A 19,242-nucleotide genomic window follows, 5' to 3' on the forward strand; every position below is an offset into this window, starting at 1 on the left:
CCGTGGTCGTACCGGCAGTATAGAACGCAGGAATGACAGTGGCGGGGTCAAGCCCCGCGCACCTTCATCTCACGCGGCGATCAGGCCTCCGGCGGCGCATCGGTGGCTTCCGGCACGGGGGTGCCTGCCGCCACGACGCCGTCGACCGCCTCGTCCTCATCCAGCGAGGCGTCGAGGCGCTCCACCGCCTGCAAGGTCTCGCCATCGGACAGGCGGATCAGGGTGACGCCCTGGGTATTGCGGCCCACCTGCGAAATCTCCGCGGCGCGCGTGCGTACCAGGGTGCCGCCATCGGAGATCAGCAGGACCTCGTGGTGGTCGGACAACTGGATGGCACCGACCAGGCGGCCGTTGCGCTCCGTCGTCTTCAACGCGATCACGCCACGGGTGCCACGCCCCTTGCGCGGATAGTCGATCACCGGGGTGCGCTTGCCGTAGCCGCGTTCGCTGGCGGTCAGGATGTCGCCATCGCCATCGATGACGACCAGGCTGACCACTTCGGAGCCGGTCTCGGCGATGACGGTACCGACGTCGCCATCGGCTGCTTCGCCTTCGTCCAGCTCGCCCTCGACGTCCGCATCGGCGCCTTCCGCCAGGCGCATGCCGCGCACGCCGGTCGCGGTACGGCCCATGGCGCGCACCAGCGCTTCGGAGAAGCGGACCGCGCGCCCGTTGGAGGCGAACAGCATGATGTCGCGCTCGCCATCGGTCAGCGCCACGCCCACCAGCGCATCGCCTTCGTCCAGGTTGATGGCGATCTTGCCGCGCGCCAGCTTGAATGCGAACTCGGTGAGCGGCGTCTTCTTGACCGTGCCATTCCTGGTGGCGAAGAAGACGAACTTGCCTTCCTCGTAGTCGCGCACGGGGACCACGGCCTGGACCTTCTCACCCGGTTCCAGCGGGATCCAGTTGATGATCGGGCGGCCGCGCGCATTGGAACCGGCTTCCGGCAGCTGGTAGACGGGCAGCCAGAACACCTTGCCGCTGCTGGTGAAGGTCAGCAGCGTGTCGTGCGTGTTGACCAGCCACAGCTGGTCGATGAAATCCTCTTCCTTGGTCGCCGCCGCGCTGCGGCCACGGCCACCGCGCTTCTGCGCGCGGTAGGCGCTGGCGGGCTGCCGCTTGGCGTAGCCCGCGTGCGACAGCGTGACCACCATGTCTTCCGGCGCGATCAGGTCCAGGATGTCGAGGTCTTCTTCGCTGTGGCGGATCTCGCTGCGGCGCTCGTCGCCGAACTCGGCCTTGACGTTCAGCAACTCGTCGCGGATCACCTGCAGCAGCACGTCCGGGTTCTCGAGGATGCGGATCAGCCCGGCGATGGTCTCCAGCAGCTGGCGGTATTCCTCTGTCAGCTTTTCCTGCTCCAGGCCGGTCAGGCGGTGCAGGCGCATTTCCAGGATCTGCGTGGCCTGGGCCTCGCTGAGCTGGTAGCGGCCGTCGACGAAACCGATCGCAGCGGGCAGGTCCTCCGGACGCGAGGCTTCGGCGCCGGCGGCGGCGAGCAGCGCGCCCACCAGGCCCGGCTCCCAGGTCTTGGCGAGCATGCGCTCGCGCGCTTCCTGCGGGTTGGCCGACGTCTTGATCAGCTCGATCATCTCGTCGATGTTCGCGAGCGCGACCGTCAGGCCTTCCAGGATGTGGGCGCGGTTGCGCGCCTTGCGCAGTTCGAAGATGGTCCGGCGGGTCACCACTTCGCGGCGGTGGCGGACGAAGGCTTCCAGCATCTGCTTCAGGTTGAGCAGCTGCGGGCGGCCATCGACCAGCGCGACCATGTTGATGCCGAACACCGATTCCATCGGCGTCTGCAGGTACAGGTTGTTGAGGACGACCTCGGCCGATTCGCCGCGCTTGACCTCGATGTAGATGCGCATGCCGTCCTTGTCGGACTCGTCGCGCAGCTCGCTGATGCCTTCGAGCTTCTTTTCCTTCACCAGCTCGGCAATCTTCTCGATCAGCCGCGCCTTGTTCACCTGGTACGGGATCTCGGTGACGATGATCGACTCGCGACCGTTGTCGTCGTTGACCTCGATGTCGGCCTTGGCGCGCATGCGCACGCGGCCGCGGCCGGTGCGGTAGCCGGCGATGATGCCGGCGGTGCCGTTGATGATGCCGCCGGTGGGGAAATCCGGGCCGGGGATGTACTGCATCAACCCGTCGACGTCGAGTTCGGGGTTGTCGATCAGCGCAATCAGGCCGTTGACCACTTCCGACAGGTTGTGCGGCGGGATGTTGGTGGCCATGCCCACCGCAATGCCGGCCGAACCGTTGACCAGCAGGTTCGGGAAGCGCGTCGGCAGGACCGTCGGTTCCTGTTCCTTCTCGTCGTAGTTGGGCTGGAAATCGACGGTTTCCTTGTCGATGTCCGCCAGCAGCTCATGGGTGAGCTTCGCCATGCGGGCTTCGGTGTAACGCATGGCGGCGGCGGAGTCGCCGTCGACCGAACCGAAGTTGCCCTGGCCATCGACCAGCATGTAGCGCAGCGAGAACGGCTGCGCCATGCGCACCAGCGTGTCGTAGACGGACTGGTCGCCGTGCGGGTGGTACTTACCGATCACGTCACCGACGATGCGGGCGGACTTCACGTGCGGCTTGTTGGCGTGGTTGCCCAGTTCGTTCATGGCGAACAGGACGCGCCGGTGGACGGGCTTCAGTCCGTCGCGGACATCCGGAAGCGCGCGCCCCACGATCACGCTCATCGCGTAATCGAGATAGCTGCGACGCATCTCGTCTTCGAGGTTGACGGGGATGATTTCCTTGGCGGTCTCGGCCATTCGGGTTCCGTGTTTCTCTGATTGTCTCGGGCCTGAATCCGGGCCAAAACACGCCTAGCCGACGAAGGTCGGCGAGGCAGCGACAGGCGGGGATTCCGGCGGGTTCTGCAACCGGTGGAGTGTACCACAGCAGGCGCGCCAGACCGACGGTTTCAGCCGGGGAAACAAGCACTTATGCGCCTGCTCGCCCTACCCGGGAAGCGGTGGCCGACGCGGCCGCCCATCCAGTCCCGGGCAGCTCCGTTCGGGAACGAAAAAGCCCGGCCGAGGCCGGGCTTTTCGCTGGAACTGGTGGGCGGTACAAGTTTCGAACTTGTGACCCCTGCCGTGTGAAAGCAGTGCTCTACCGCTGAGCTAACCGCCCGAAATCATCGGGGCGCGAATGATAGCCGTCGACCGGGGGGGCGGTCAACGCAGCCGCCGGTCAGCGGTCCTTGGTGTCGCACAGTGCACTGACCCGCCGCGGCGGCGCGAAACAGTCGCTGCGCGCATCCGGCCAGAAGTCGCGGAACACCGCGTGCGTGGGGACCCCCGCCAGCAGCTCGCCCGGCGCCAGGAACTTGTACAGCGCTGCCAGTGAACGCACTTCGATGGGCGACACCCGCCTCAGGATGTGCTCGGGCCCCAGCTGCTGCGGATGCTCGAGGCCGGCCGCGCACAGCATGTCGCGCAGGGCCTTCAGCGTGTTGTCGTGGAACTGCTGCACGCGCACGGACTTGTCGGACACATCCAGGTGCTTCCAGCGCTTCGGGTCCTGGGTGGCGACACCGGTCGGGCAACGGTCGTTGTGGCAGCTCTGCGCCTGGATGCAGCCCAGCGCGAACATGAACCCTCGCCCGGCGTTGCACCAGTCCGCCCCCATCGCCATGGTCCGGGCGATGTCGAAGCCACTGATGATCCTGCCTGCCGCACCGATCCGGATGCGGTCGCGCAGGTTGAGTCCAACCAGCGTGTTGTGGACCAGCAGCAACGCCTCGTGCATCGGCACGCCGACATGGTCGATGAATTCAGCGGGTGCGGCGCCCGTACCGCCTTCCGCCCCGTCCACCACGATGAAGTCCGGCAGCAGCCCGGTCTCGTGCATCGCCTTGGCGATGCCAAACCACTCCCAGGGGTGCCCGATCGCCAGCTTGAAGCCGGTGGGCTTGCCACCCGACAGCTCGCGCAGGCGAGCGATGAACTGCAGCAGTTCCACCGGCGTCGAGAACGCGGAGTGCTTCGCCGGCGAGACGCAGTCGTGCCCCATCGGCACGCCGCGCGTGGCGGCAATCTCCGCGCTGACCTTGGCGGCCGGCAGCACACCGCCGTGGCCGGGCTTGGCGCCCTGCGACAGCTTCACCTCGATCATCTTGACCTGCGGCGACCGCGCGTTCTCGGTGAAGCGTTGTTCGTCGAATCGCCCCTGGTCGTCACGGCAACCGAAGTACCCGGAGCCGATTTCCCATACGAGGTCCCCGCCCTTCTCGCGGTGATACGCAGAGATCGAACCTTCGCCAGTGTCATGGTAGAAATTGCCGCGTCGCGCGCCTTCGTTCAGTGCACGCACCGCGTTGGCGGACAGCGAGCCGAAGCTCATCGCCGAGATGTTGAACACGCTCGCCGAATACGGCTGCGCCGTACCCGCGCCGATGACGACGCGGAAGTCGTGCGAGTCCACGCTCGCGGGCGCCATCGAATGGTTGATCCATTCGTAATCCACGCCATAGACATCCTGCTGGCTGCCGAACGGGACCACGTCGCTGACACCCTTGGCACGCTGGTAGACCAGCGCGCGCTGCTGCCGCGAGAACGGCACCTCGGCGGTATCGCCCTCGATGAAATACTGGCGGATCTCGGGACCGACCGATTCCAGTCCGTAGCGGAAATGCGCCAGCACCGGATAGTTGCGGCGCAGCGTGCTGCGCGTCTGCAGCACGTCCCAGGTACCGAGCAGCGCCAAGGCACCGAAGACGGCGACACCCCACCACGCGACCGGCCAGGCCAGCGCGAGTGCCAGCGAAACGAAGGCCAGCACGAGGCTGGCGGCATAGGCGAGGTAACGCTGCATCGGCAGTCTCCCGAGGGCCAGCGTCGATTCTATGCCATGCCCTGCGACGGCATGCCGCAGGCGTCCCGCACGGTTGATCCGGATCAATGCCCGCACCCATGCGCAATGCGAGGTTGACATCACCACAACCGGGAGAGCCCGACATGCATCCGATCCTGCGCGAAATCCTGATGGAACCCGTCGGCTGGCTGGCCATCGGCGGCAGCATCGTCATGGTGGGAATCAGCGTCTTCGTGGCGCTGTTCGTCCGGCGCAAGGTGCGCGAAGAAGAGAAGAAGCGGCAGCGCTGAGGCGATAACGCGTGCGTGGTGCCCGGAGCCGGAATCGAACCGGCATGGCCTTGCGGCCGGCGGATTTTAAGTCCGATGCGTCTACCAGTTTCGCCATCCGGGCCCGGGGATAGCCTGCCTCACTGAGGCCGCCTTGGAAAGCGGCGTGCATGCGAATGCCAGGAACGACGAAGCCCCGCGGGCGGGGCTTCGTGCGTGCTCGACGAGGAGCATGTATGGAGCGGGAAAAGGGACTCGAACCCTCGACCCCGACCTTGGCAAGGTCGTGCTCTACCAACTGAGCTATTCCCGCATCGAAAGACCATCGCGGTCCTTCTGGTTTGGAGGCCTGGGTCGGAATTGAACCGGCGTACGCGGATTTGCAGTCCGCTGCATGACCACTCTGCCACCAGGCCGATGGCGACCGCGCCAGACTGGCGCAATCAAGGCACCTTTTCAAGGCGCCCTACAACACAAAACCCCGCGAACGGGGTTTTGTGGACCGTCCCTCTCAGGACGAAAAACTGGAGCGGGAAAAGGGACTCGAACCCTCGACCCCGACCTTGGCAAGGTCGTGCTCTACCAACTGAGCTATTCCCGCGTCGAGAGAGATGAAATTGTAGCGTCTTGTTCCGGCATGTCAACAGGCTTCCTGTCGCCGTCGCGAAGGATCGGCCATGCCGCAATCAGGTACTGGATGCCCGACCACAGCGTGAGCAACGCAGCGATGGCCAGCAGCCAGTCGCCCAGCAGGAACACCCAGCGCCCCATCCAGATGTCGGCCAGCACCTGCTTGCCCGGCGTCGAGGCGTACAGCAGGCAGGACAATGCCACCATCTGCACGATGGTCTTGATCTTGCCCAGCGCGGCGACCTTCACCGTGGCGCGCTGGCCCAGTTCCGCCATCCATTCGCGCAACGCGGACACCGCGATCTCCCGACCCACGATGACCGCGGCCCAGATGGCCATCCACATGGTCGGGGTGTCCTGCACGATCAGGAACAGCGACACCGCCACCATCAGCTTGTCGGCCACCGGGTCCAGGAAGGCACCGAAGGCGGAATACAGGTGGTAACGCCGGGCGATCCAGCCATCCAGCCAGTCGGTGACCGCCGCGAGCACGAAGATGAAGGCCGCTGCGAAGTTGGTCCACGAGTACGGCAGGTAGAACACCAGCACGAGCACGGGGATCAGCACGATCCGCAGCAACGTGAGCCAGGTGGGAACAGTCAACTTCATCGCAGGCTTACTCGTTTCCTGCCTCGGGGGACGGCAGCCCGTGCAGGTTAGCGTAGATTCGCTCGGCCAGTGCGGCGTTCACCCCGTCGACGCGGGCGATCTCGTCGGCACCGGCGGCCTTCAGCCCGGCCAGCCCGCCGAAGTGCTTGAGCAGGCTCGCGCGCCGGCGCGGACCGATGCCGGGAATGTCCTCCAGCTTGCTGGTCATGCGCGCCTTCTGCCGCTTGCCACGATGCCCGGTGATGGCGAACCGGTGCGCCTCGTCGCGCACCTGCTGGATCAGCTGCAGGGCCGGCGACGCGGCACCCGGCCGCAATTCGCGGCCATCGGGCAGGACCAGCGCCTCGTGCCCCGCACGCCGTTCGACTCCCTTGGCCACACCGACGAGCGTGACGCCATCCACGCCCAGGTCCGCGAGCGCGGACTGCGCCTGCGCGAGTTGTCCCGCGCCACCGTCGATCAGCAGCACGTCCGGCAGCACGCCGCCTTCTTCCACCGCGCGCCGGAAGCGCCGCTCGATGGCCTGGTGCATGGCGGCGAAATCGTCGCCGGGCGTGATCCCGGAGATGTTGTAGCGACGGTACTGCGAACGTACCGCGCCGGCGGCGTCGAACACGACGCAGGACGCGACCGTTGCTTCGCCCATGGTGTGGCTGATGTCGAAGCACTCGATGCGTTTGGCGACCTCGGGCAGTCCCAGCAGTTCCTTCAGCGCCTCGCTGCGTGCGGTCTGCGCGTTCCGGCTGCCGAGTTCGGTCACCAGCGCGATCTCCGCATTGCGCCGCGCCAGGTCCAGGTAGCCCGCGCGTTCGCTGCGGACGTTCCACTTCAGCTGCACCTTGCGACCGGCCGCGGCCGCCAGCGCATGTTCGATCAGCTCCGCCTCGGCGATCTCGCGGTCCAGCACGATCTCCTGCGGTGCCGGCTGCTCGGCGTAGTACTGCGACACGAAGGCACCCAGCACTTCGGCGGCGGAGTCCTCGCCGTTGGTTTTCGGGAAGAACGTGCGCGTGCCGAGGTTGCGACCATCGCGGAAGGCCAGCAACAGCACGCACGCCTGGCTGCCCTGCATTGCACAGGCCAGCACGTCGAGGTCGGCGGCGTGTCCGTCCACGTACTGGCGCGCCTGCAGCGTGCGGATCGAAGCCACCAGATCGCGCAGCCGCGCCGCCTGCTCGAACTCCAGGTTCGCGCTGGCCTGCTCCATCGCGCTGCCCAGTTCGCGCGTCAGTTCGTCGCTGCGGCCGTCGAGGAACAACGTCGCGCGCCGCGCCGCTTCCGCGTAGTCCGCCTCCTCCACCAGTCCGACGCACGGCGCGCTGCAGCGGCCGATCTGGTACTGCAGGCAAGGCCGCGACCGGTTGCGGAAGACGCTGTCCTCGCAATTGCGGATGCGGAACAGCTTCTGCATCAGGTTCAGGGTTTCGCGAACCGCGCCGGCGCTGGGATACGGACCGAAGTAGCGCCCGGGCACTGCGCGCGCGCCACGATGGAATGCAATGCGCGGCCACGCCTCGCGCGTAAGCAGCACGTACGGATAGCTCTTGTCGTCGCGCAGCAGCACGTTGTAGCGCGGCGTCAGCGACTTGATCAGCTGGTTCTCCAGCAGCAGCGCCTCCGCTTCTGTGCGCGTGACCGTCACGTCCATGCGCGCGACCTGGGTCAGCATGGACAAGGTCCGCGGCGACTTGGGCGAGTTGCTGAAATAGCTGGCCACGCGCTTGCGCAGCGCGCCGGCCTTGCCGACGTAGAGCAGCGTATCGTCGGCCGCGTACATGCGGTACACGCCGGGTGCCGTGCTCAAGCCGGCGGCGAATGCCTTGCCGTCGAATTCCGCCTGGGGACTGCCGCTCATTCGTCGATCGGGACGTGGCTCAGTTCGCCGGTGGCGATATCGTAACGGAGCACCGCGTGGGCATCGGTTTCCGCGATCCACACGGCACCTGCCGCCACCGACAGGCCGGCCGGTCCCTGCAAGCGTCGCGGCAGTGAGACCGTGGTCAGTTCGCCGCCGCCCAATCGCAGCGTACGCAGCGTGCCGTTGCCGCTGTCGGCGATCCACATGACCGGCGCATCGGGGCTCAGCGCCACCGCCTGCGGGTGCTGCAGGCGGGCGCGGTCGCGCGGACCGTCCTCGTCGCCGAAGCTCCAGGCGCCCTGGCCGACCAGCGTCTGCACGGTGTCGCCACGCAGCTGCAGGGAGCGCACGGCCGAACCCAGGGCGTCGCAGACGTACAGGGTCTGCAGGACCGCGGCCAGTCCCACGGGCTGCGCGAACGCCGCCATCGGACCGCTGCCATCGCGGACATCCAGTTGGCCCGACCCGGCGCGCGCGCGGATCTCGCGCGTCCCCAGGTCGTAGCTCCAGATCCGGTTGTCGCCGGCCATGGCCAGGAAGATCTGGTTGTTGTTCACCACCAGCGCCTGCGGCTGGTTGAGCGCCACGTCCCGCGCGGCACCGACCACGCCCTCGGTCGGATCGCCCGCGCGGCCGTTGCCGCACAGCGTGTCCACCGTGCTGGTCGGCAGGTTGATGCGGCGGAGCGCGTGGTTGCCGGTATCCGCGACGTAAAGCGACTCGCGCACCAGCGCCAGGCCCTGCGGGCGACGGAATGCGGCGTGGTTCAACTCGCCATCGGCGAAGTCCGGCGTACCCATGCCGAACTGGCGGATGACCCGACCATGATGGTTGCACTCCAGCACCCGGTGGTGGCCGCTGTCGGCGACGAACAGCCGGTCCGGCGTGGCCACCAGTCCGGTCGGAAAGCACAACGGCAACCGGGGCTCGGGGTGGGCGTCCCGGAACACCCGCAGGTCATCGTCCGGCGGCACATGCAGGCCATCGCACAGGCGTGCGATCTGCCGCTCCAGGTCCGCCAGCCCTTCAGCCCCCATCGCACGGTGGCGCACGTGGCCTTCGCCATCGATCAGCAGCACCGTGGGCCAGGCGTCGACGCCATAGCGCTGCCAGGCGACCCAATCCGCGTCGTGCGCCACCGGCAGCGAAACACCGTGGCGGCGCAGGCGCTTCACCGCGCTCTGCGGGTCCCGCTCGCTGTCGAAACGGGGTACGTTGATCGCCAGCGCCTGCAGCCGCCCCAAGTAACGCGCCTGCAGGACCGCCAGGTCGTTGAGCCGTTGCGCGCACCAGGCGGAGGCACTGTTGACGAACGCGAGGGCCACGATGCGGCCGCGCTGCTCGTGCAGCGAGGTCGCGGGCGCGTTCAGCCATTGCAGGCCTCGCGGCAGTTCGGGAGCCAGGGTCGTGTCGTTCATCCGCTTCGATTATGCCCCAGTCTCAGTTGGCGGCGAGTCGGGCCACGACCGCCTGTGCCGCCGAATCGACCAGTCGCCAGACCTGCTGGAAGTCTTCCGGCCCGCCCGTGTAGGGATCGGGCACCTCGCCTGCGGCTTCCAGGCCGGCCCACTCCAGCAGCAGCACGACGCGTCCCCGGGCCGCGGCCGGGGCCATGCGCAGGACATCGCGGAGATTGGCCCGGTCGGCGCACAGGATCCAGTCGAAGGTGTCGAAGTCGTCCGCGGTCACCTGGCGTGCCCGCTGTCCGCCGATGTCGACGCCGTGTCCGCGTGCGCAGGCGATCGCGCGCCGATCGGGGGGCTCGCCGGCATGCCAGCCGCCGGTGCCCGCGGAATCGACCCGCACCCGCCCGGCCAGCGCGGAGGCCTCAAGACGCGCGCGCAACGCACCTTCGGCCATCGGTGACCGGCAGATGTTGCCCAGGCACACGACCAGCAGGTTCACGCCTGCGCCTGCAGGATGGCCTCGGCACGCGCGAGATCTTCCGGTGTGTCGACGCCGGGCGGGAAGGGTTCCGGCGTCAGCGCGACGGCAATGCGGTGCCCCGCCTCCAGCACCCGCAACTGTTCCAGCGACTCGACCTGCTCGAGCCGGCCCGGCGGCATCGCCGAAAAGCGACGCAGGAATCCCGCGCGGTAGGCGTAGATGCCGATGTGCCGCAGCCATGCACCCGGCGGCAGCACGTCGCGCGACCGTGCGAACGCGTCGCGCGACCGTGCGAACGCGTCGCGGTCCCACGGAATGGGCGCGCGGCTGAAATACAAAGCATCGCCATTGGCTGCGCGCACCAGCTTGACCGCATTCGGGTCGAACAGCGTCGCCGCATCGTCGACGGCCACGGCCAGCGTCGCCATGTCCGCGCCGCTCGTAGCCAGCGCATCGACCACGGCACGGATGCCGGCCGGTGGCGCGAAAGGTTCGTCGCCCTGCAGGTTAACCACCAGCGCATCATCGGCCCAGCCGGCGATGTCGGCGCACTCGGCGAGCCGGTCGCTGCCCGACGCGTGGCGCTCGGACGTCATCGCGACCAGAACCTCGGTGCCCTGCAACGCCTCGCGAATGCGGGCGTCATCGGTGGCCACCCACACCTCGCGCGCGCCAGCGGCCAGCGCACGACGGGCGACATGCACGACCAGCGGCGTGCCGCCGAGCAGTCGCAAGGGTTTGCCCGGCAGCCGTGAAGCCGCATAGCGAGCGGGAATGGCGACGATGAAATCGGTCATCGGAATCCGGAGCGGGTCGGGAGAGGATTTCTATTCTGCGGCCGCATTGGCAGCGGGCGCGAGTCGTTCCAGCAGGGCTATCCAGAACGCCTCCGGCAGTTTCGCAACGACCGGCACGCTGTAGAACCATGCGTTGGCGAACGTCGCGCACTTCACGGCGTCCTTCTCGGTCATCAGCACCGGCAGTTCGCTGCCGAACGAGAAATCCTCGGCTTGGTACGAATGGTGGTCCGCGAACGCATGCGGCACCACGCCCAGACCTTTCGCGCGCAGCATGGCGAAGAAACGGCCTGGATTGCCGATGCCGGCCACCGCATGCACACGCTGGCCGACGAAGGCAGACAGCGGCTTCGGCCGGCCACCGCGCAAGGGCAACGCATCGTCCGCCTGCAAATGCATGGGCCATTCGCCGAATGCGGCATCGGCCTGGGCATCGGGAAGGTTGACGACGCGGAACGCACACGCGGCCGCGCGCTCGACCGGCTCGCGCAACGGGCCGGCAGGCATCAGGCGGCCGTTGCCGTAGCGGCGCGCGCCGTCGATCACTTCGATCTCCACGTCACGCTGCAGGCGATAGTGCTGCAGACCGTCGTCGCAGATGACCAGGTCGCAGCCCGCGGCCACCAGTGCCCTGGCGGCGGCGACGCGATCACGATCCACGCGCACGCGGGTACCGGTATGTCGGGCGATGAGGACGGGTTCGTCGCCGCCGTCGGCCGGCGGCGTGGCGGCGTCGACCCACCGTGCCTGGCCGTCGTCGTCGCGGCCGTAGCCGCGGCTGGCCACACCCGGCTTGAACCCGGCCGCGCGCAGCCGCTCGACCAGCGCGATGGTCAGGGGTGTCTTGCCGGTGCCGCCGGCCGTGATGTTGCCCACCACGATGACCGGAACGCCGACGCGGTGCCGGCGCAACACGCCCAGCCCGTACAGGCGCGCCCGCGCCGCGACCAGCGCGCCGTAGACGGCGGCCAGTGCACGCGCCCACAGCGGCACCGTGCCGTCGCCGAACCAGTACGCGGGAGGTTGCGGCATCGCGCGCCTGCTCACCCCGCCTCGCCCTCGCGGAACTGCATCTGGTAGAGGTGAGCGTACAGGCCACCGTGCGCGAGCAGTTCGGCATGGGTGCCCTGCTCAACCAGACGCCCCTGGTCCAGCACCAACACCTGGTCTGCATGCTCGATGGTCGACAGGCGGTGCGCGATGACCAGCGTGGTGCGGTCCGGCATCAGCTTCTGCAGCGCGTTCTGCACCAGGCGCTCGGACTCGTTGTCGAGCGCTGCGGTCGCTTCGTCGAGGATGAGGATCGGCGCGTCCTTCAGCATCGCGCGTGCGATCGCCAGGCGCTGGCGCTGCCCGCCCGACAGGCGTCCGCCCTTGTTGCCGATCGGCGCCTGCATGCCTTCGGGCAGCTCATGCACGAACTCCATCGCGTTGGCGCCGCGCACGGCATCCTCCATCGCCGCGGCATCCGCGCCCTGCAGTTCGCCATAGGCGACGTTCGCGGCCACCGTGCCATCGAACAGCATCACCTGCTGGCCGACCAGCGCGATCTGCCGGCGCAGATCGGCCAGCCGGTAGTCCTGCAGGGGATGGCCATCGAGCAGGATCTGGCCGGACTCGGCCTCGTAGAACCGCGGGATCAGCTTGATGAGGGTCGACTTCCCGCTGCCGGAGCGTCCCACGATGGCGGTCACCGTGCCAGGGCGCGCGGTGAAGCTGATGCCCTCCAGCGCAGGCCGGCTCTGGCCCGGATAGCGGGTGGTAATGTCGCGGAACTCGATCACGCCGCTGGCACGGTCCAGCGGACGCCGGCCATGGTCCTGTTCGTCCTCGGCGTCGAGCACGGCGAACAGGCGCTGTGCGGAGGCCACGCCCCGCTGCAGCATGTTCTGTACGTTGGTCAGCTGCTTCAGCGCCGGGATGATGGCCATCATCGACACCATCAGCGAAACGAAGCCGCCCGCCGTCAGGCGTCCCGCCATGGCCTCGCGCCCGGCGAAGAACAGCAGCAGTGCCAGTCCCACCGCACCCATCAGCTGCACCATGGCCGACGAGATGCTGCGGGTCGCCTCCACCTTCATGGCCAGCCGCAGGTTGGTGTCCGCCAGCCCGGCATAGCGCGCCAGTTCGTTCTGCTGGGCACCGTAGATCTTCACTTCCTGCTGGTTGGACAGCGTCTGGTCGGCGGCCTGCATCATCTGCGCACCGCTTTCCTGGATGCGGTGGCTGATGCGGCGATACCGCTTGGCCACCGTATCCATCATCCAGGCCAGCGGCGGCGCCATCAGCAGGATGGCGATCGTCACCTGCCAACTGGTGTACAGCATCACCGCGAGCATGGCGATGACCTGCAACGACTGCTGCACCATCACCTTCATCGCATCGACGGCGGCCTGGGCCACCTGGTCGCTGTCCGATCCCAGGCGGACCAGCATCGAGGGCACCGGTTCGGTGTCGAAGCGCAGGCCCGGCAGGCGCAGGTACTTGCCCAGGACATCGACCCGGAAATCGCGGGCGATGCTGCGCGCCGCCTTGCCCATGCCCATGTCGGTGATGTAGCCCGCCAGCCCGCGGATCACGAACAGACCCACGATGTAGGCCGGCAACAGCAGGCTTTTCGCCTCGTCGCGCTTGATGAAGGTCTCGTCGACCACGCTCTCCATGAGCTTGGCGAACGCGCCGCCGGCACCGGCTTCCAGCAGCATGCCGATCGCCGCCAGCAGCAGAAGTCCCCGATAGGGAGTGGCGAAGCCGAGCAGCCGCTTGTAGACCTGCCAGGGCGAATCGGTTCCGCTCACTTCTGCGCCTCCGGCGCAGTGGCGATGTTGATCCGGCGGAAGCCCAGCTGGCCGAGCGCGTCCAGTGCGGTCACCACCGCCTGGTGCGGCGTGCGCGCGTCGGCACGCAACAGCACGGGCCGGCTGCGGTCGCTGCCGGCCACCTGCTGCAGGGTCTGCTTGAGCGCGTCGATGTCGGGACGGATGACCTCGTGCTCGTCGACGAAATAGCGTCCGTCGGCGTTGACCAGCACGCTGAGGGCCTTCACCTGCGCGGCGACCGGTTCGCCCGCCGCGCTCGGCAACTGCAGTTGCAGCATCGAGCGGGCATCGAAGGTGGTGGTGATGACGAAGAAGATGATCAGCACCAGGATCACGTCGATCAACGGCACCAGGTTGATCTCGGGCTCTTCCTGCGAGCGGTCGTCGCGGATGCGCATGCGCGGGCCTCAGGCGCTCGTCGGCGCTGTGGCCGGCGCGACCGCGCCGCCCGGCCGGACGACCGCGCGCGGGTGGCGCGCCTCCAGCGCATCGACCAGGGCGGTGGCCTCCTTCTCCATCTCGATCACGTAGCCGGTGACCTTGCCCCGGAAATAGCGATGGAACAGCAGCGCAGGGATGGCGACGATCATGCCGGCCGCCGCGCACACCAGCGCCTTGCCGATACCGCCCGCCAGCGCATTGACATCGCCGACGCCGCTGTCCTGGATGCCGAGGAACATCTGGATCATGCCGACCACCGTTCCCAGCAGGCCGAGCAGCGGGCCTGCCGATGCAATGCTGCCGAGCGCGTTAAGGAACTTCTCCATCCGGTGGACCACGTGGCGGCCGGTGTCCTCGATCCGCTCGCGGATCTGCTCGCGCGGCTTGCTGCGCACGTCCAGCGCCGCTGCCAGCAGTTCACCCAGCGGGGAGTTGCGCCGAAGCGATTCCACGTGCGCGGCCTCGAGCTGGCCCCGCGCGGCCCAGGCACGGACTTCCTCGCCCAGTCCGGGCGGCAGGATCTCCTTGCGGCGCAACGACCAGAAGCGCTCCACCACGATGGCCAGGGCCAGCACGCCGAGCAGCAGCAGCGGGATCATCGGCCAACCGCCGGCCTTCACCAGTTCCAGCACGTTCAGTCCTCCGGCGCATCCGGCCGTCCTTCTTCCAGCCGATAGGATAGCCCACCGGCCTGCCGCCGCCGTACGGCGTCCCACCATCGCGGTCGCGCGTGACGTCGTTCACGCAGCTGCAGCCCGCCCTTGCCCAGCCACACGCGAAGGGCTCCGCCCGTCTGGGTATCGACGACCTCCGCCCCCTGGGTGCGCCAGCGCGCCACCACCCCGGCCCGCGGGTGGCCGAACCGATTGCCGGCCCCACTGGCATTCAGTGCAAGCCGCGGCGAGGTGGCGGCGATGAAGGCCGAATCCGACGACCCCGCGCTGCCATGGTGCGGCAGCACGACGACGTCGGCGCGCAATCCGGCGGCATCGCGATGGACCAGGCTCCGCTCGACGATGGCGCCGATATCGCCCGGCAGCAGCGCGCTCCCGTGCGCGGTCTCCACCTTCAGCACGCAACTCGATTCATTGCCCAGATAAGGGAAATGCAGGCCCGGGTGCAGGAAGCGGAAATGCACGCCGTCCCACGTCCACGACGCGCCGGCGAGACAGGCCGCGCTGGCGTCCACGCCGCTGCCGGGAGGCGCCAGCACGACGTGTACCGGCAGGCTGTCGCGCACGGCGTCGACCCCTCCGGCATGGTCGTTGTCCGCATGGCTGACCACCAGCGCATGCAGGCGCGGCACCCCCAGCGCTCGCAGGGCCGGCACCACCGCACGTTCGCCGGCATCGAATCCCTCCTCCACCGCCGGCCCGGCATCGAACAGCAGCGCATGGTTCGCCGTGCGCACCAGCGCGGAGAGCCCCTGTCCCACGTCGATCACGACGAGCTCCACCTCGCCCGCGCCGGGCCTTTCGCGATCCGGCCACAGCAACGGCAACCACAGCAGCACCGCCAGCCATTTCCCCGGCACACCGCGGGGCAGCAACAACCAGAATCCGCCGATCAACGCCAGCCACAGCGTCCACGCGGGGCTTTCCGGCAACCACCACAACGCGTGGGGATGCGCGGCCACCCGCTCGAACCATCCCCAGCTCGGTTCGAAGCAGGTCGCCGCCAACCTCCAGGCCCATCCACCGGCACCCGCGTGCAGCACCTCCAGTGCCGTCCCGAGCAGGGCCAGCGGCACGACGACCAGACTCCACCAGGGAATCGCCAGGAGGTTCGCCAGCGGACCCGCGAGCGAGGCCTGGCCGAACAGCACGACGGTGAACGGCAACAGGCCGATCGTCGCGACGCCCTGTGCCGGCAGGAAGGCTTTCGCCCAGTGCATCGATGCCGGCAGGCACCAGGCCAGCCACGCAACGCCGCCGAAACTCAGCCAGAAGCCCGCCGCGAGCAGCGACAGCGGATCGCACAGCAGCACTGCCCACATCGCCAGCGCCAGCAAGTCGACGACCCGCACGTGGCGTCTTGCCACGCGCGCCAGCACCACTACGCCGATCATCAATACCGTGCGCACCGTCGGCAGGGCGAATCCGGCCACGGCGGCATACGCCAGCGCACCGGCCAATGCCGCCGCACCCGCGGCCTGTGGGCGCGGAACGCGACGGGCCAGCGCGGGCAACACCCACCACGCACCTGCGGCCACCAGCGCGCAGGCGCCGGCCACTATGCCGACATGGAAGCCTGAGATCGCGATGAGATGCGTCAGTCCGGCAGCCCGCAGCACGTGCCAGTCGTGGTCATCCAGCCCCTGCGTGTCGCCTAGTGCCAGTGCCCGCACGAAACGCGCCATGCGGTCCGGCACGGCTACAGCGATGCGCGCGGACATGCGGCTGCGCCAGGCATCGATGCCGCGCCCCGGCGACAGCCGACGCGCCGTGCCGGGGTCGCGCACGTAGCCCATCGCGCTGATGCGCTGCGCCGCGGCGTAACGCTCGGTGTCAACCCCGCCCGGGTTCGCCAGCCCACGCGGCGCACGCACGCGGATCCGCAGATGCCAGCGTTCCCCAGCCCCCACCTGCATGCGCGCACCGGGTGCGGTGGCCCCGAAGTCGTCGTACCACGAAAGCCGCAACAGGCGACCCCGCAACGGGGCCGGTTGATGCGCATCGGCGTCGACCCGCAACAGGAAGCGGGTTCGTCGCGCGCCGGGCTCGGGCAGGCCCATGACACGCCCGGAGACCTCCACCTCCCTGCCCTCCCACGCCACCGGCAGCTGCACATCCAGGCTCCACGTGGCATGCAGGCCCGCCCATGCCGCACCCGCGAGCAGCGCGCCCGCCCAGCGCCAGCGCCATGCGGCGCACCAGCCTGCGGCGCCTGCGGCGAGCCCCAGCCAGAGCATGGCCACCGCCGGCAGGGTCGGCTGCCACAGCATGCCCACCATGCCGAGCAGGAGCGCCGCCACGCATGCCAACCCGGCCGGCGCCGGAACGGGTGCGCCCGTCCGCCCCATCTCAGCGATCCAGCGGACTGAGCACCGCGCCCGCGCCGCGGTTGAGCACGTGCGTGTAGATCTGCGTGGTGGCGACATCCTTGTGCCCCAGCAGTTCCTGCACGGTGCGGATGTCGTAGCCGCTTTCGATCAGGTGGGTGGCGAACGAATGGCGCAGCGTATGCGCGCTCACCGGCTTGACGATGGCCGCCGCCACCCGCGCACGCTTCAGCGCACGCGACAACATGGCCTCGTCGATGTGGTGCCGTCGCCAACGGCCATCGCGCGGATCCAGGCTGATGGCGCGCGCGGGAAACGCGTATTGCCAACCGAGCTCGCGCGCCGCGTTCGGATACTTGCGCGACAACGCATGCGGCAGCCACACCTCGCCGGCGCCGCGCGCGAGATCCTGCGCATGCAGTACCTGGACCCGCTCCACCTCCGCCTGCAATGCCGGCACCAGCGACGCCGGCAACACCGTCCGCCTGTCCTTGCCGCCCTTGCCCTCGCGCACGGTGATCTCGTTGCGGGCGAAGTCCACGTCCTTCACCCGCAAGCGAACCCCTTCCATCAGTCGCATGCCGCTGCCGTACAACAGCCGCGCCAGCACCGCCATGCGGCCATCCATGTGCGCGAGCAAGGCACGCACCTCGGTTTGCGACAGTACGGTCGGGACCCGCTGTGGTCGCTTGGCGCGCACCACATCCTCCATCCACGCCAGCTTCAGCCCCAACACCTCGCGATAGAGGAACAGGACCGCCGACAGCGCCTGGTTCTGCGTACTCGCAGCCACCTTCCCCTCGACCGCCAGTTGCGTCAGGAACGCCTCGACCTGCACCACCCCCAGCTCCCGCGGGTGACGCCTGCCATTGGCAGCAATGAACCGGCGTATCCACCCGACGTACGCCCGCTCCGTGCGTATGCTGTAGTGACCCACCCGAAGCCGGCGCTCCACCTCCTCCAACAAACCCCGCCGGGCCGCCGACGCCCCACCCGATACCGCCCCGTCCTCAGGCTGATATTCCATTGCGATCGCATTCCATGCGGATAACGCTGCCAGCGTCGCAGGCAGCTCGCATCGACACCATCAGCCAAGCCGTTGAACGGACGTAAGGAAAGCCTGATTGACGCTGTGTGGAGGAGCCTGAATACTCGGCGCTATTACCCCGGAATGGGGTCTACTAGGTGTTAGGGCGCATATGAAACTTATAGCAATCGGAGCCATCGCCTTCTCAGCATCACTTGCTCCGATCAGTGTCTTGGCCGGAGAGATTTCGCTCAAGTCGGATGTAGAAACCTGTGAGAGCGAGATCCCTGTGGACAAGGCTGCTGTTGTGCAGGCAAGCCGCGTCGGCGACATGGTCACCTTGGACGTTACGGCAGAGCTAAATTGCGCTCATGTCCCGGACAAACCTGAGCTAAGGGTGTGGCGCAGCGCAGCGACGGTTTCCTTATCGACAAAATCTCCTTCTGAAGCTGCCGCAACGTGCCTCTGCACGCAAAAGCTGTCGTTTGAGATTAGGGATTTGTACGAGGGCGTCCAAACCATCTACTACGTCCAAGACGGCACGTCGCTTGGTCACGCGGATGCGCCCTAACAATTCATTCAAGCCGAACCCGCTTCGCGGGTCGGCTTAACTCAGGCGTTAGGGCTCATGAGACAGGCATTGGCGCTACCGTTAGCAACCATAATCTGTGCAGGGACCGCCGCTATCACGGCCACACTTACCGCTTGGCTTATGTGGCTCAATGTCCCCGCTGACCGTATAGATCTCGGTTTCACTGCCTTTGTTGCATTTGTCGTCTGCATCCCTTACGTCATGATCGTCGGACTGCCAATTGGCCTTTTCCTAGTTCATAAGCGCATGTTTAGAGCGGTTCCAGCTCTGATAGCTGGAGCCATTGCTGCCAGCCCAATCCCACTGATATCTCTTGTCTCAGCACTCATCCGTGAGCCTGATGGGGTCGCCCTCGCGTTCACCTTTCTGCTCATGGCCATTTTTGCTGGGGCGATATCCGGTCTGGCGTTCTACTGGACACATCGGTTCATGAGCCCTAACAATTCATTCAAGCCGAACCCGCTTCGCGGGTCGGCTTAATTCCGGTGTTAGGC

At 67.7% G+C, this 19,242-nt stretch carries 13 protein-coding genes, 5 tRNA genes and 1 pseudogene; 1 reads left to right on the forward strand and 18 read right to left on the reverse strand.

Annotation, left to right across the window (positions count from 1 at the left end):
* Positions 1 to 80: 80 nt before the first annotated feature.
* From gyrA to ACSQ19_RS18630, 3 genes are all read right to left on the reverse strand, one after another.
* A complete protein-coding gene (gene gyrA / locus ACSQ19_RS18620) occupies positions 81 to 2,771 on the reverse strand; it encodes a DNA gyrase subunit A (protein ID WP_435999078.1) in 2,691 nt (896 codons plus the stop codon).
* Positions 2,772 to 3,060: 289 nt separating this feature from the next.
* Positions 3,061 to 3,135 (reverse strand) — tRNA-Val (locus ACSQ19_RS18625).
* Between the two features lie 60 nt (positions 3,136 to 3,195).
* Positions 3,196 to 4,818 (reverse strand): FMN-binding glutamate synthase family protein, encoded by a 1,623-nt coding sequence (locus tag ACSQ19_RS18630; RefSeq protein ID WP_435999080.1) that lies wholly within the window; start codon positions 4,816 to 4,818, stop codon positions 3,196 to 3,198.
* Between the two features lie 143 nt (positions 4,819 to 4,961).
* Between ACSQ19_RS18630 and ACSQ19_RS18635 the strand changes: the two genes are divergently transcribed.
* Positions 4,962 to 5,108: a hypothetical protein gene (locus ACSQ19_RS18635; protein ID WP_296281243.1), complete on the forward strand. Its 147-nt coding sequence runs from the start codon at positions 4,962 to 4,964 to the stop codon at positions 5,106 to 5,108.
* 16 nt (positions 5,109 to 5,124) lie between these two features.
* On the opposite strand, the gene ACSQ19_RS18640 is transcribed toward ACSQ19_RS18635, so the two are convergent.
* The 15 genes and pseudogenes from ACSQ19_RS18640 to ACSQ19_RS18710 all read right to left on the reverse strand — a co-directional run bounded on the left by ACSQ19_RS18640 (position 5,125) and on the right by ACSQ19_RS18710 (position 18,156).
* A tRNA-Leu gene (locus ACSQ19_RS18640) sits at positions 5,125 to 5,211 on the reverse strand.
* 113 nt (positions 5,212 to 5,324) lie between these two features.
* Positions 5,325 to 5,400 (reverse strand) — tRNA-Gly (locus ACSQ19_RS18645).
* A gap of 29 nt (positions 5,401 to 5,429) precedes the next feature.
* A tRNA-Cys gene (locus ACSQ19_RS18650) sits at positions 5,430 to 5,503 on the reverse strand.
* Between the two features lie 109 nt (positions 5,504 to 5,612).
* A tRNA-Gly gene (locus ACSQ19_RS18655) sits at positions 5,613 to 5,688 on the reverse strand.
* A complete protein-coding gene (pgsA, locus tag ACSQ19_RS18660) occupies positions 5,679 to 6,326 on the reverse strand; it encodes a CDP-diacylglycerol--glycerol-3-phosphate 3-phosphatidyltransferase (protein ID WP_299343266.1) in 648 nt (215 codons plus the stop codon). The genes ACSQ19_RS18655 and pgsA overlap by 10 nt, the downstream gene beginning before the upstream one ends.
* Positions 6,327 to 6,333: 7 nt before the next feature.
* Positions 6,334 to 8,181, reverse strand: a complete 1,848-nt coding sequence (gene uvrC, locus ACSQ19_RS18665) for an excinuclease ABC subunit UvrC (protein ID WP_435999082.1) — start codon at positions 8,179 to 8,181, stop codon at positions 6,334 to 6,336.
* Complete coding sequence (locus ACSQ19_RS18670) at positions 8,178 to 9,602, reverse strand: hypothetical protein (protein WP_435999083.1); 1,425 nt, start codon at positions 9,600 to 9,602, stop codon at positions 8,178 to 8,180. The genes uvrC and ACSQ19_RS18670 overlap by 4 nt, the downstream gene beginning before the upstream one ends.
* A gap of 22 nt (positions 9,603 to 9,624) precedes the next feature.
* On the reverse strand, positions 9,625 to 10,089 hold the full coding sequence (locus ACSQ19_RS18675) for a low molecular weight protein-tyrosine-phosphatase (protein ID WP_296281255.1): 465 nt from the start codon (positions 10,087 to 10,089) through the stop codon (positions 9,625 to 9,627).
* The gene (gene kdsB / locus ACSQ19_RS18680) at positions 10,086 to 10,868 is read right to left on the reverse strand and encodes a 3-deoxy-manno-octulosonate cytidylyltransferase (protein WP_435999084.1); all 783 of its coding nucleotides are present in this window, start codon (positions 10,866 to 10,868) and stop codon (positions 10,086 to 10,088) included. Before kdsB ends, ACSQ19_RS18675 begins: the two co-directional genes overlap by 4 nt.
* Positions 10,869 to 10,898: 30 nt before the next feature.
* Complete coding sequence (gene lpxK, locus ACSQ19_RS18685) at positions 10,899 to 11,900, reverse strand: tetraacyldisaccharide 4'-kinase (protein ID WP_435999085.1); 1,002 nt, start codon at positions 11,898 to 11,900, stop codon at positions 10,899 to 10,901.
* A gap of 11 nt (positions 11,901 to 11,911) precedes the next feature.
* Positions 11,912 to 13,666, reverse strand: coding sequence for a lipid A export permease/ATP-binding protein MsbA (msbA, locus tag ACSQ19_RS18690; RefSeq protein WP_299343258.1), 1,755 nt, complete (start codon positions 13,664 to 13,666; stop codon positions 11,912 to 11,914).
* Positions 13,663 to 14,085, reverse strand: a complete 423-nt coding sequence (locus ACSQ19_RS18695) for an ExbD/TolR family protein (protein ID WP_435999086.1) — start codon at positions 14,083 to 14,085, stop codon at positions 13,663 to 13,665. The genes msbA and ACSQ19_RS18695 overlap by 4 nt, the downstream gene beginning before the upstream one ends.
* A 9-nt stretch (positions 14,086 to 14,094) precedes the next feature.
* Positions 14,095 to 14,760 (reverse strand): MotA/TolQ/ExbB proton channel family protein, encoded by a 666-nt coding sequence (locus ACSQ19_RS18700; RefSeq protein ID WP_435999087.1) that lies wholly within the window; start codon positions 14,758 to 14,760, stop codon positions 14,095 to 14,097.
* A pseudogene (locus ACSQ19_RS18705) lies at positions 14,654 to 17,150 on the reverse strand (DNA internalization-related competence protein ComEC/Rec2); the annotation flags it as partial. The gene ACSQ19_RS18700 and the pseudogene ACSQ19_RS18705, both read right to left, overlap by 107 nt.
* 1 nt (position 17,151) lies before the next feature.
* On the reverse strand, positions 17,152 to 18,156 hold the full coding sequence (locus ACSQ19_RS18710) for an integron integrase (RefSeq protein ID WP_435999088.1): 1,005 nt from the start codon (positions 18,154 to 18,156) through the stop codon (positions 17,152 to 17,154).
* Positions 18,157 to 19,242: the final 1,086 nt, after the last annotated feature.

It is taken from the genome of Pseudoxanthomonas sp. LjRoot127, assembly GCF_964253495.1.
Lineage (GTDB): Bacteria > Pseudomonadota > Gammaproteobacteria > Xanthomonadales > Xanthomonadaceae > Pseudoxanthomonas_A.